Source organism: Rhizobium sp. 32-5/1 (genome assembly GCF_029537235.1).
Taxonomy (GTDB): Bacteria; Pseudomonadota; Alphaproteobacteria; order Rhizobiales; family Rhizobiaceae; genus Pararhizobium.
Window position 1 is genome coordinate 4,255,749 of record NZ_CP120638.1, and the last position, 13,666, is coordinate 4,269,414.

At 59.9% G+C, this 13,666-nt stretch carries 5 protein-coding genes and 5 pseudogenes; 3 read left to right on the forward strand and 7 right to left on the reverse strand.

Translation table 11 applies throughout. The annotated features are described in order from the left end of the window. Positions 1 to 4: 4 nt before the first annotated feature. From P6U16_RS21325 to P6U16_RS21340, 4 genes and pseudogenes are all read right to left on the reverse strand, one after another. Positions 5 to 1,085: pseudogene (locus P6U16_RS21325) on the reverse strand (TIGR01620 family protein). Then, a pseudogene (locus tag P6U16_RS21330) lies at positions 1,082 to 2,555 on the reverse strand (YcjX family protein). Before P6U16_RS21330 ends, P6U16_RS21325 begins: the two co-directional pseudogenes overlap by 4 nt. Before the next feature lie 138 nt (positions 2,556 to 2,693). Next, a pseudogene (locus P6U16_RS21335) lies at positions 2,694 to 3,205 on the reverse strand (histidine phosphatase family protein). 117 nt (positions 3,206 to 3,322) lie between these two features. Next, complete coding sequence (locus tag P6U16_RS21340; RefSeq protein ID WP_277702117.1) at positions 3,323 to 5,929, reverse strand: response regulator; 2,607 nt, start codon at positions 5,927 to 5,929, stop codon at positions 3,323 to 3,325. Between the two features lie 351 nt (positions 5,930 to 6,280). Here P6U16_RS21340 and P6U16_RS21345 point away from each other — a divergent pair, with 351 nt between their 5' ends. Further along, positions 6,281 to 7,243, forward strand: a complete 963-nt coding sequence (locus P6U16_RS21345) for a flagellar biosynthetic protein FliO (RefSeq protein ID WP_277702118.1) — start codon at positions 6,281 to 6,283, stop codon at positions 7,241 to 7,243. A 94-nt stretch (positions 7,244 to 7,337) separates the two neighbouring features. On the opposite strand, the gene dksA is transcribed toward P6U16_RS21345, so the two are convergent. Then, the gene (dksA, locus tag P6U16_RS21350) at positions 7,338 to 7,757 is read right to left on the reverse strand and encodes an RNA polymerase-binding protein DksA (RefSeq protein ID WP_277702119.1); all 420 of its coding nucleotides are present in this window, start codon (positions 7,755 to 7,757) and stop codon (positions 7,338 to 7,340) included. Positions 7,758 to 8,181: 424 nt separating this feature from the next. Between dksA and P6U16_RS21355 the strand changes: the two genes are divergently transcribed. Further along, positions 8,182 to 10,131 (forward strand): EAL domain-containing protein, encoded by a 1,950-nt coding sequence (locus tag P6U16_RS21355; RefSeq protein WP_277702120.1) that lies wholly within the window; start codon positions 8,182 to 8,184, stop codon positions 10,129 to 10,131. Between the two features lie 74 nt (positions 10,132 to 10,205). Here P6U16_RS21355 and P6U16_RS21360 read toward each other — a convergent pair whose 3' ends face one another. Together P6U16_RS21360 and P6U16_RS21365 are read right to left on the reverse strand one after the other, a co-directional pair. Further along, a complete protein-coding gene (locus tag P6U16_RS21360; RefSeq protein ID WP_277702121.1) occupies positions 10,206 to 11,129 on the reverse strand; it encodes a pseudouridine-5'-phosphate glycosidase in 924 nt (307 codons plus the stop codon). 31 nt (positions 11,130 to 11,160) lie between these two features. Beyond that, positions 11,161 to 12,107: pseudogene (locus P6U16_RS21365) on the reverse strand (carbohydrate kinase family protein). Positions 12,108 to 12,345: 238 nt separating this feature from the next. On the opposite strand from P6U16_RS21365, the pseudogene recA reads away from it, so the two are divergent. Further along, a pseudogene (gene recA, locus P6U16_RS21370) lies at positions 12,346 to 13,433 on the forward strand (recombinase RecA). Positions 13,434 to 13,666 lie beyond the last annotated feature (233 nt).

Genomic DNA, 13,666 nt, shown 5'->3' on the forward strand with positions numbered 1-13,666 from the left:
CCAACTAAGCCACGTCGTCGCCGGGGCCGCTTTTCCCCGACATGCCGGGTGTCAGATCGCCTATGAAATCGCCGATACCCGGGCGTTTCAGTGCGCGGAACGGCATGGGCCGGCAGAGGTCCATGGCCGCAATGCCGATGCGAGCGGTCATCAGGCCGTTGATCACGCCCTCTCCAAGCCGAGCAGACAGCTTGGACGCCAAACCGTGCCCCAAGACCTGCTGGATCAGGCTGTCGCCTACGGCGATCGAGCCGGTGACGGCGAGATGGGCGATGACGTCGCGCATCAGCCGCATCATGCCGAAAGTGCCAGGCCGGCCGCCGTAAAGTTCGGCCATGGCACGGATCATCCGGGCCGATTCTGTAGATAACATAGCCGAGATCGACCAGAGCCCGCGGGCTGACGGCGGTGACGATCGAGACGCGTTTGGAAGCATTGAGGATGATGGCCCGGGCCTCGCGATCGAGCGGCATCAGAAGCTCGCGCTCCGTGAGTTCCAGGAGGTACGGGCCATCGATGATCTCGCCCTCGGTCTCCTTCAGTCGCGTCCGCCCGCGTGCCGTCTGGGGCTTGTCGGCCAGAAGGCCGACGAGATGGTCCGTGACCTTGCGGGCCGGCTTGGCCGAGGATGAAAGGCCAGCCGCGACCGCTTCCTCCTTCAACGCCTGAACGGCGTTCAGCTGCATGATGCCGGCAAGCTCTCGTGCGACGACGACGAGAAAGGCGAGAATGCCGATCGCCGCAAGCGCGATGGCGAGATATCCAAGCCAGTCGGCCCGGGTGAAGAGATCACGGATCAGGCTGTCGACCCAAAGTCCGACAGCGAGCGAGACGAGAAGCCCGAAGGCACCGGCGGCGACCCGCGCGAAGGAAAACCGGCGTCTGCGCGGCACGGCTTCAGGCACCGGAACCGACGACAAGGCTGCCGTGGTTTCGATGAACGGATCCTGCGCATCTGATGTCATGACGATGTTGTCGTCGAAACTGCCGGGCGCCCGGCGGTTCTTCTCGGGCTGTGCGGCCGGGGTGCTGTCGAGGGTAAAGGAGGCGGGCTTCCGCCGCGGGATGTTGGGTGTGTCGGTCATGCCAGCCGGTCTCCAAACAGGAATTGCATCGCCCGGTCGAGCCGGATGTGCGGCACCGACAGTTTCAATCCACCGCCGGTCTCCTCGATATGGGGTGGCCGGAACCGAACAAAGCTGAGTTCGGGGACGAGGCTCTCCTCTGGTTTTGAATCAAGGTCTTCAAAAAGTGAGTCCGGATTCTCCGGCAAGTCACCGGGAAATATGGCTGTTTTCCTGTTGCCGTCGAAGGTCTCGCCGTTGATTTTCTCGCCTCCGATGGGCGTGCCGACGATGACCGGAAGCGCGTGACCATCGTGATTGACGGTCGCCTCGCGCGTCGCCCGGACGGAAGCAAGAGCCATGACCTCGATGCCGGCGCCGCTCATGCCGATCCGCTCGATCGCACGGGAGACAAGGCGGTGGGTGATCCTTTCCAGGCGGTCGTGGCTTTCGTGGTGCAGGTGGTCGGCTTTGGTGGCGGCAATCAGCACCTTGTCGATTCGCCGCGTCAGGAAGGAGGACAGGAAGGAATTGGTTCCCGACTGGAAACAGGCGAGCACGTCGGCCAGCGCCCCCTCCAGATCGAGCAGCGATTCCGGCCCGCGATTGATCGCCTGCAGGGCATCGACCAGCACGATCTGCCGGTCCAGCCGGGCAAAATGCTCGCGGAAGAACGGTTTGACCACATGGGTTTTGTAGGCCTCGTAGCGCCGCTCCATCATTGCCCAAAGCGAGCCTTTTGCGCCCGGCCTTGCGGAAGGTCAACGAGCGGCGAGAAGGTGAGGGCTGGCGATCCCTCGAGATCGCCGGGCATCAGGAAGCGCCCGGGGGCAGGGTGGAGAGCGAGCGCTCGTCGGACTTGCAGGCCTTCAGATAGGCCGTGAAGGCCTCCGCCAGGCGGCGCGCATCGCCTTCGTCAGCAGGCCCTTCGATCTTCACCGCTTGGGCCAGCACCATCCATTCGGATGCGAGTTCCGCGCGTACGCCGCGCCGCGCCCGCTCGGCGGTGTTATTGCTGAAGGTGCGGAAATCTTGGGCGAGCAAAGGCAGGTCGAGCAGCCATTCGCCGGGATAATCGACGATATCGATCGACAGCCGTCCCGGCGAAAACAGCCTGTTCCAGCCGCTGGCGCTTTCATAATCGAGCGTGATGCGCAGCTGCGAAATGGCCCGCGTGGAATCCGGCCAGATGCGGTCTCGGACCAGTGCGGTCACATGATCCTCATACTGGAAGCGCGGCACGGCATCGTCCGGCTGCGGCTCCAGCCGGATTTTCGAGACGCGGCCCGACCGGACCGATTCAAAGACCGGCAGGCGACCGCCATTAAGCAGATTGTGCACCAGCGAGGAGATGAAGACCGTCTTGCCGGCGCGCGAAAGACCAGTGACGCCCAGCCTCAGCGTCGGATTGACGAAGCCGGAGGCCCGGTCTGACAGGTTGTCGAAGGCGATGCGGGCGTCGTCTGTAAGGCTGGTGAGGATTGGCGGCAACGGGCACTGTTCCCAGATGAGAGGTCTTCTTAGGGCGGATGTCGGCGTCCGATTGTCCTACGGCGCGCTCACCTGCGATATAGGACGGCAAGGCGACCGAAAAAGAAGTCGGCAGAGGATTGGCGAGCCTCGCTGCCGTTATGGGGTAAGGAAGGTGACCAGCCGTCCGGGCACTGACGCCCGCGCCGAAGGGCTGCGGTCGATGTCGATCACGGCGAGACCGGCGCAAGGGTAGCCCGTCGGAATTGCGGCAGCGGTACCGCTTTCGCCGAGCAAAGCCCGCACCAGTTCCTCGATCATCGGATTGTGCCCCACAAGCATCAGGGCCTGCGGTTCCTGCCAGGCTTCGACGACATCCGTGTAGACCGACGACGGACCGGCATAAAGCGCGTCGCTGAACTCGATATCGAGTTCTTCCCCATGGCGCGGCGGAGCGCTTCTGTCGTTTCCCGGCATCGTTCTGCCGTCGAGCAGAGAACCTTGTCCGGCCTGTAGCCGCAATCGGCGGCCATATCGGCGATGATTTCCGCCTGCGCATAGCCAGTATCATCCAGCGTGCGATCGAAATCCTTCTGGCCCGGCAGCGCCCAGCCGGCCTGTGCGTGCCGCATGAGATAGAGGCGGAATGTCGGGGAGGCAGCAAGTGGCATGGCGTCATTTCCGAAACAGCGGGGTAGTGGCGCCGAGCGCGGCGATCACCAATCGTTTGTCATCCGCGGACTGCGAAAGATCAAGCCGCTTACCGATGCAAAGTCCTTGATATGCGCTCAGGAATCCAGCATTTCGCGAACGGCGACGGCCAGTTGCTTGAGAGAGAACGGTTTTGGCAGAAAACCGAACTTCGCATCGGCCGGAAGATTCTTTGCAAAGGCATCCTCGGCATAGCCCGAAACGAAGATGAACTTCATGTCGGGATGAATCTTGCGCAGTTCGCGCAGCAGCGTCGGTCCGTCCATCTCCGGCATGACGACATCGGAGACGACGATGTCGATCGTGTCGCCAAATTCCTCGATGATCTCCAGCGCCTCGACGCCAGATCCGGCTTCGTGCACGGTATAACCACGCGTTTCCAGCATGCGCTTGCCGCCGCGGCGGACGGCCTCCTCGTCCTCGACAAGCAGAACGACGGCGGAATCGCCGGTGAGATCGGTTGGTTCTTCTAGTTTTGCGGGCTTTGCCGTTCCCAGCACAGGCGCTGCCTCCGTGATGACGTTACCGGAGGCATCCATCACGACTTCTTCGACATAGCGCGGCAGAAGGATGCGGAATGTCGTTCCCTTGCCCATCTCGGATTCGGGATAGATGTAACCGCCCGACTGCTTGATGATGCCGTAGACCATGGACAGGCCGAGACCGGTGCCCTTGCCGACTTCCTTGGTCGTGAAGAAAGGCTCGAAAATCTTGTCTATGATCTCAGCCGGAATTCCTGTGCCCTGGTCGGACACCTCGATCATCACATAATCATCTTCCGGCAGGTCGCGACGGTTAAGAGCGGCAGCTTCGATCGCCGGAAGATTGCGTGTGCGCAAGGTAATGACACCGCCATCCGGCATGGCGTCGCGGGCATTGACGGCGAGGTTGAGGACAACCTGCTCAAACTGTCCGAGATCGGTGCGCACCGGCCAGAGGTCGCGGCCATAATCCACTTCGAGCTTGACGTTGGTGCCGGTCATCCGGTCGACGAGCATGCGCAGGTCGCCGACGACGTCGGTCATGTTGAGCACGGTCGGGCGCATCGTCTGCTTGCGCGAGAAGGCGAGCAATTGCCGCACCAGCACGGCGGCACGGTTGGCATTGCGTTTGATCTCCATCAGATCCGCAAAGCTGGCGTCCGAAGGGCGCGCTGAAAGCAGAAGATGGTCTGACGACAGGAGGATGGCGGTCAGAACGTTGTTGAAGTCGTGGGCGATGCCACCGGCAAGCGTCCCGACCGCGTTCATCTTCTGCGTCTGCGCCATCTGCGTTTCGAGCGCCTTCTGCTCGGTGATTTCCACCGCATAGACGATGGCTGCCTCTTCCGGCGCCTGGTCACTCTGGTCGATGACCGCATTCACATAGAAGCGGAAATGCCGCGTCTCGTCCTTCGGATGCAGAGAATCAATCGGTGCGATGTCGCTCTGCCGGTCTTTCGCCGCGTCGAGCGCGTCCCGCAGGCGGGCCCGGTCGGGTTCATGCACGACGGTCTCGAGAAAAGCCCCATGCTCCATGTCGTCGCGCGAGACGACGGCGGAGAACAGTTTGAGGAAGGGCGCGTTGGTTCGCAGGATCCGGCCGGCTCCATCGACGGATGCGATGGCCATCGGCGTGTTGTTGAAGAAGCGGGTAAAGCGCATGGCGGCGATCGAGGCGGACTGGTCGCTTTCGTCGTCGCCTGCGCGCGACAGGACAATGGTACGGCTTTCACCAGGCGCACCGTCGCGATTGGACGAGACGCGATGCACCAGCCGGACCGCGAGGCTCTGGCCGTTCGCCTTGCGCAGGTCGAGATCGAGAACCTTGGTCTTCTTCAGCCCCGGTTCGGCCTGCACGGACTGCACCAGTGCCAAGCCTTCACCGGCCACCAGATCGGCAATGCTCATCGAGCCCGGCTGGAATTTGGTGAGGTCAAGCCCGAGCCAGTCGGCCAGCGTGGCGTTGATATAAAAGATCTCGCCCTTCTTTCCGGCCGAGAAGAAGCCGGCCGGCGCGTGATCAAGATAGTCGATGGCGTTCTGCAGTTCCTTGAAGAACCGCTCCTGATCGTCGCGCTCGGACGTGATGTCGGAGATTTGCCAGATATAGAGCGGGTTGCGCTGGCCATCTTCCAGCGGCAGCACGCGGGCCTTGAGGCGAAACCAGTGTGCGCCGGAACCGGCAGAGCCACCGACCGGGCTGAGCGGCTTTAGGAGGCGGAACTCCTCATGTCCGGCTTTGCCTTCGTGCAGGCCGTTGGTCAAGCGGTAGATCGCTTCCGTCGCTTCGCGATTGCGTGACAGCATGGTTTCAAGCGATTGGATTTCGGTGGCTTTGGTCGCACCTGTCAGCGCCCCGTATGCAGCATTGGCATAGATGATCCGGCCTTTGCGGTCGGTGACCAGCGTGCCGTCCTCGTGGGCATCAAGGAATGCGCGGGCCAGTTCATCGGGGCGCGACTGCGGCATGACCTCGATGAAGCCGATGATCGACGAGACAAGAAAGAAAATGCCGACCATGGCAAGAACGCCAAGAATGCCGAGCACGATCTCGTTTTCCAGCTCATTCTTGAATACGACGAAGGCCGCGGCCGAAACGATCAGGACGATGGCGAGAAGAATAATTCGCAGCACCGTGCCGGGACGTGTGCCCCGGTCCACGATCGGCATATGATAGTCCCCGGACTGCCGCAATTTCGTCATACACGCCTCGTTGATCGCCGGTAGGGCCGTTCCGGAATGGCCGGGCGCCTAGTCGACAAACCTGATCCGCTGACGGGTGTTTCCACCTGTCCCGGCTTCGTAAGGGTAGGCCCCGCCGAACATCAGGCAAGAATCATCTTTAACAGCGCATGGCAAAAGCAAAAAGCACTTGCTTGGACGCAGACAGGATCAATTCACAAGGAATGTTCGTTTCCCGCGATATCGTCTTAATCAGCTGATTAAAAACCGCATCAATGATTCTGTCTTGGACAATGCCCAGGGTCAGGGTTGAACAGGCCCGAAAAAGCCGTCAAATAGCGGTATGCTTGGAATTGAAACGGAGTACGCACGATGATCGAAGAGATGCTAGGAACGAACGGCGCGAAGTTTATCGTCGCATCGCTCGTCGTGGCGTTGGCGCTTTTGTGCCTCGTCGGCGTCTTCTGGTTTATCCGAAACCGGCCGTCGTCTCCCTTCATCCGTGGTGGCAAGAACCGCCAGCCCCGTCTTGCTGTTCTCGATGCCGCGGCCGTCGATACCCGCCGCCGGCTGGTTCTGGTGCGACGCGACGATGTCGAGCATCTGATCATGATCGGTGGTCCAACGGATATCGTTATAGAGAGCCGCATCCCGCCGCAGCGAGCGTCCGCTCCTGTGACGCCGGATCCGGTTTTGCCGCAGCAGGCGGTCGAGCGCAGGGTCGTGCAGCCTGCGCAAAACCAGCCTGTCCCTGAGACAAAAGCAGCGCCGGTTTCGGCGATGGCCAATGTCCTCTACGGGGAAGATTCGGCTAAGCCGGCAGATCAGCCCCGGCAGACGGTCACGCCAGCGCAGGGGAGAATTCGTGACGAAGCGGCGTCATCGCGTCCGGCGACAGTCGAGCGGTTGCCGTCGCAGCCGGTCCTCTTGCGGGAACCGTCGGGCGGTGTCAGTGCAGCGGAAACGCCTTTTCCCGCAAGCAAGGCACCTGAGGATATTCTGGAGGCGGCGAGAAACCGCGTGCTTGTCACGGGCGGATCAGTGCCAGTTCCGGTTCAGGACCGTCCCGTGCAAGCAACCGCGGCAACGATCCCACAGCAGACTGTGCAGAAACCGCTCTCAGATTTCGAAAGCTTTCTCGATGCCGAAATCAGCGGAAATCTGCAGCAATTGACACCTGAATCCGCTGCCCGTCCCGAACAGGGCGTGCGGCCAGCCGTCTCGAGACGCCAGGAGCCGAAGCTGGATATGGCGTCGCCCGGACGGCAAGAGCCATCGCTGGAAGAGGAAATGAACCGCATGCTGGGGGAAATCGCCGACAACCGCAAGCCTTGACGCGGCATGTGTAGGGGAGCGGTGAAGTACTCTCATCGTAAACGAGAAACGGCGCAGACAAGCCGCGCCGTTTAATTTGACAAATGACTGTCGATTATTCGTCGCGATAGACCTTTTCGCGGCGTTCATGCCGCTCCTGTGCCTCGATGGACAAGGTGGCGATCGGCCGCGCATCCAGCCGCTTCAGGCCAATTGGTTCGCCGGTCTCTTCGCAATAGCCATATGTGCCTTCATCAAGCCTTTGAAGCGCCGCATCAATTTTTGAAATTAGCTTGCGCTGGCGGTCACGTGCCCGCAACTCGATGGCACGATCGGTTTCCGATGAGGCTCTGTCTGCAAGATCCGGATGATTGGCGCTTTCTTCAGCCAGATGGCCGAGCGTTTCGCGCGCTTCCCGAAGGATATCGTTTTTCCAGGCATTCAATTTTGCGCGGAAATACGCACGCTGGCTTGCATTCATGAATTCTTCGTCCTCTGAAAGGACGAAGGCACCAAGATCGATCTTCTCACTCAACGCGATTCTCCTGAAGAACATCTCATGTCGGCGGTGTATAGACCCATGAAGGCGGGGTTTCAAGCCTCAAGGAATCGCCGCACAGCTTTTTAATATTGATCACAACTCAAGCTAACCGGCTAATATTTCATCAAGATTACAGTTCCGTCGCAAAGCAACATAGACACCTTCTGCAACGGGGCGGTCGTGGCGGTCGATTCTGTCACCAAGACGATGCGACAAGCCAACCAGCCCGTGTGGTTGCCGTGTAATGTGCACAAAAATTTGGCGTTCTCTTTTCAATATTGCGGTTTTGGTAACCGAATTTGGGGGCGCCGAAGTATATTTCGGCGTTCCAAAATGCGTACCAAGCTTTTAATCAAGGATATTTTAGCAAAACTTCATCTTTTTCGCCGAGGATTGCACGGGTTGCGTGGAGGCGAGAATGTTGCAGAAGATGCGTGCTTTTTTGGCTGTTGATGCCAAAAATCCAGAGTTGATCCAAGCGCAGCTTGCGGCATTCTCGAAGCAGGTACCCCTCCTTTACTTCACGCTCCTGACCAATACGATCGCGCTTTCGCTGACCCACTACAACAGCGCGCCACTTCTTCTGAGTTTCTATCTGCCCTGCATTCTTTACGTGGGCTGCCTCGTCCGTATCTGGTTCTGGTGGCGGACCCGCCGACGGGTGGTGCCGCATGAAAAGGCCGTGCGGCAATTGCAGGGAACAATCTATCTGGCGGGCGTCCTCGGGTTTTGCTTCACGGCCTGGGCGCTGGCGCTGTTTCCCTATGGTGGCGCCTATGCAAAGGGACACGTGGCCTTCTATATGGCCAATACCGTCATCGGCTGCATCTTTTGCCTGATGCATGTGCGCGCCGCTGCATTGGTTCTTACCGCCGTCGTGCTTGTGCCGTTCACTCTGTTTTTTGCGACGACCGGAAATGCCGTGTTTGTCGCAATCGCCCTCAACATGATGCTCGTTGTGGGAGCCATGGTCTATATTCTCTTTAGCCAGTACCGTGATTTCAACGATTTGATCGGTTCGCAAAAAGCGTTGATTGCCAAACAGAAGGAAACACAGTCGCTCAGCGACGAAAACCGTCGGCTTGCCAATCTCGACAGTCTGACGGACTTACCCAATCGCCGCAGCTTTCAGTTCGAACTGGACACCCGGCTTGCAGCTGCAACGCGCCAAAAGCGCCCGCTTGCCGTCGGCATTATCGACCTCGATGGTTTCAAGCCCGTGAACGATGCTTTCGGCCACGCCGTGGGCGACAGGCTGCTTATGGCGGCGGCGCGGCGGCTTGGTCAATTTACCAGCGAGCATATCTTTGCCGCGCGACTGGGCGGTGATGAATTTGGATTGATTGTCGAGGGTGACCTGGACGAGAAGGCACTCGCACAACTGGGCGACGCCGTCTGCACCGAACTTCAAAGGCCGTACCATCTGAACGGCATAACGGCGAAGGTTTCTGGTTCTCTGGGTTTTGCTCAGTTTCCAACGGCGGGCGACAATGCCGCGCATCTGTTCGAGCAGGCGGACTTTGCCCTGTACCACGCCAAGCAGCATGCCCGGGGCGGCACCGTTGTCTTTTCGCAGGAGCATGAGCGTGAAATCATGCATCAGAGCCGCGTCGATCAGGAATTGAAGAGTGCCGATCTCGCGCGCGAACTGCATATTCTGTTTCAGCCGTTTATCGATACGGACACGCAGCAGGTGCTTGGCTTCGAAGCCTTGGCGCGCTGGGACAATGCTATGCTGGGCAGGGTGTCACCCGATGTCTTCATCCGCTCGGCTGAACGAAGCGGCATGATGGGTCGGATGACGGCCATTCTCTTCACCAAGGCACTGCAGACCGCGGTTCAGTGGCCGCGGGGGACGCGCTTGTCCTTCAACCTTTCGGCCCGCGATATCGTCGCCCGGCCGACGCTGGAGACGCTGCTTGCCGTTCTGGAGGAGAGCGGCTTTGATCCTCATTTTCTTGATGTCGAGGTGACGGAAACCTCTGTTATGACCAATTTCGAAGTGGCACGCTGTAATCTCAATCTTTTGATCGAGCGCGGCATCGGCATTGCACTCGACGATTTTGGAACGGGGCATTCGAGCCTCGGCTACGTGCATCGTCTGCCGCTGCGCAAGATCAAGATCGACCGCAGCTTCATTACCGACATCGGAACGGACGGGCTTAGCCAGAACATCGTCAAGACCATCGTCGACCTCTGTCGAAACATCGGCTGCGTCTGCGTGGTCGAAGGCATGGAAACGCTGGAGCAGGTGACCATTCTACGCCGGCTCGGGTGCTCGATCATGCAGGGCTTTTACTTCGGCCGTCCGATGCACGCCGCCCAGACGCTCGATCTTCTCGACACAAAGACGGCGATCGCCGGCTGACCGGAACGAAAGCGCCAATCTTTCGTGGCGCTCCATTCCGATCATTCGAGGCTGCCCGGCGAGAGGCTGCGTTTTCAGGTCAGCGCGACGGCAATTTCCGCGGCGAGCCGCGCATTGTTCTCGACCAGCGCAATGTTGGTTTCCAGGCTGCGGCCGTCCGTCATGCGGAAGATGCTGTCGAGAAGGTAGGGTGTGACCGCCTTGCCGGAAATCTCATCGCGGATCGCATTGTCGAGCGCGCGGGTGATGTAGATTTCCATCTCTTCCCGGGCGATCTCGCTTTCCTGCGGCACGGGGTTCGCCACCAGCATGCCGCCATCGACGCCGAGTTGGTTGCGCATCGTCTGGAAATTGGCAATGGCCGCCGGACTGTTCAGCATCAGCGGGCTTTTCAGGCCCGAATCGCGCGACCAGAAGGCCGGGAAAATCTCACTGTCATAGGTAACGACGGGCACGCCGCGGGTTTCCAGCACCTCCAGCGTCTTTGGAATATCGAGGATCGCCTTGGCGCCCGCGCAGACGACAATAACGCCGGTGCGCGACAGCTCTTCGAGATCGGCGGAGATATCGAAGGTTTCTTCCGCCTTGCGATGCACGCCGCCGATGCCGCCGGTCGCAAAGACCCGGATACCGGCGCGCGAAGCGGCGATCATCGTTGCCGCAACTGTCGTTGCGCCTGTGCGCCGCTCGGCAATCGCGAAGGCAAGATCGGCGCGCGACAGCTTCATGGCGCCGCTGGTTTTAGCCAACGCCTCGAGCTTTGCATCATCGAGCCCGATATGCAGGATACCGTCGATCACGGCGATGGTGGCGGGAACAGCGCCTTCCTCGCGAATGATCGCCTCGACGCTGCGCGCCATCTCCAGATTGCCGGGGTAAGGCATGCCGTGGGTGATAATCGTTGATTCCAGCGCGACGATCGGCGCGTTGCGTGCTTTGGCGGCAGCGACTTCCTCAGAATATTCCATCGGCAGGAACGGGGAAAACGGCTTGGTCATTGCATATCCTCTGCGGCTTTTGGCGGCGCGTTCATGACAGTGTTTTTGCCGGCGGCACAAGCTTTATTGCCGCGGAAACGGCTTCCGTTGACATTTTTCGGAAACGGCCAGCGGTGAGCCGACGGTGATGCCGGCAGCAGCAATGCCGTGGCGCAGGCATGATCCTAGATTCTCGCCCTTGATGAAGGCCGATAGAAAGCCGGCTGCCAGGGCATCGCCGGCGCCGGTGACATCGCCGAGCGAATCGAGAGTGGGTGGCGCGACGCTGACCGCATGGCTGCCTTTAAAGGCGATCGCCGGCTCGCCACCACGGGTGACGACGCCGCCTTTGAGGCCGGCCGCCTGAAGCCGGGCGGGCCATTCCTCCGGTGCCTCAACGTCGCCACCGGCGAGCGCGCGCGCTTCCGCCTGGTTCATGAAGAGGAACGTCATGCCGCCGAGGCATCCGGCGTAGCGGATCACCTTGGCCGGCGAGATCGCGATACCGGCGACAATCTTGCCCTGTTCGGATGCGACAGCAACGAGGCTTGCGATCGTTTCCGCCGGCAGGTTCGCATCGGCAACCACGACATCGCTGCCGGCCAGCAAATCCCTGGTGGCCCGCTGGCGCAGGCGTCGCGGCGAAAACAGCCGGTAGAGATCCATGTCGGCAAGCGCGATAACGAGGTTGCCGTCATTCTCCAGGATGGCGGTGTAACTTGGCGTCTTGCGATCAAGGAAAGTGAAAGGGCAATCGATGACGCCCGCCGCTTCGGCCGCCTGCGCGACCATATCGCCCTGCGCATCGCCACCCCGGGCGCTGACCATGTGGACGTCGTGACCGAGACGGGCAAGCGTTCTGGCTGCATTGAAGCCGCCGCCGCCAGCCTCTTCAAACCATGTTCCCGGATTGCTTGCGCCCGGCGCCGTAGCCCCGCTGATGCGAGCCCTCCGGTCGATATGAGCCCCGCCGAAAACACAGATTTTTCCGTCCGCCATTGCCTCTCCATCACGCATTTCATGCCGAATCAAAGAACCGATTCAGATGCCTGCACTGCACGTTCCCGTTCTTGTCGCTAGCTCGAAAAATGCCTTGAACAAAAAAAGAACAAGTCTTATTTATTGCAGATAATTCATAGACTTGAATGCCTATTGCAAAACAGGAACAAAAAGTGTACAAACTCTTCTACGTCGTCTTCATTGCCTCGACAGCTTCAATAACCTAAAGGTGGATCACATGGCACAAAACTCTTTGCGGCTCGTAGAGGAAAAATCGGTGGACAAAAGCAAGGCACTGGACGCGGCACTTTCCCAGATCGAAAGGGCGTTCGGCAAGGGCTCGATCATGAAGCTCGGCGGAAAGGACGCCCTCGTTGAAGTCGAAACCGTTTCGACGGGTTCGCTCGGGCTCGATATTGCGCTCGGCATCGGCGGCCTGCCACGCGGGCGCATCGTTGAAATCTATGGTCCGGAAAGCTCCGGCAAGACGACGCTTGCCCTGCAGACGATCGCCGAAGCCCAGAAGAAGGGCGGCATTTGCGGGTTCGTCGATGCCGAACATGCGCTTGATCCGGTCTATGCCCGCAAGCTCGGCGTCGATCTCGAAAATCTCTTGATCTCGCAGCCGGATACTGGCGAGCAGGCGCTTGAAATCACCGATACGCTGGTGCGTTCGGGTGCGCTCGATGTTCTCGTCATCGATTCGGTCGCAGCGCTTGTGCCGCGTGCTGAAATCGAAGGTGAGATGGGTGACAGCCTTCCTGGTCTCCAGGCGCGTTTGATGAGCCAGGCGTTGCGCAAGCTGACAGCATCGATCTCCAAGTCGAACTGCATGGTGATCTTCATCAACCAGATTCGCATGAAGATCGGCGTCATGTTCGGTTCGCCGGAAACAACGACCGGCGGCAATGCGCTGAAATTCTATGCCTCGGTGCGTCTCGACATCCGCCGGATCGGCGCCGTCAAGGAGCGCGACGAGGTCGTCGGCAACCAGACCCGCGTCAAGGTCGTCAAGAACAAGATGGCGCCTCCTTCAAGCAGGTGGAATTCGACATCATGTATGGCGAAGGCGTTTCGAAGACCGGCGAATTGGTGGATCTCGGCGTCAAGGCCGGGATTGTCGAGAAGTCGGGTGCCTGGTTCTCCTATAACAGTCAGCGTCTCGGACAGGGCCGGGAAAACTCCAAGAACTTCCTGCGTGACAACCCCGATACGGCAAACGAGATCGAGCTGGCGCTCCGCCAGAATGCCGGCCTGATTGCCGAGAAGTTCCTCGAAAACGGCGGGCCGGATGCTGGCGACGACGGGGAAGACGGTTCCTTGTAAGGGCTTTTTAGTTCGCTTTGAGGTTTCAATCGACCGGCTGCCTTGCAAGGGGCGGCCGGTTTTCTTTTGCCGGCTGGACAGGGGTTTGCCCGGGCGATAAAAGCCTGTGGTTCAAATGGATAGGAAACGGCCTGCGGCTTTGGCGGTTGCGCAGTTTTTGGAATGTGTTGTCGCGCTACACCGCTGAAAATCGGGTGGCGCGGCGGGGTGGATGCTTAAGGTAAGGGCGCAAC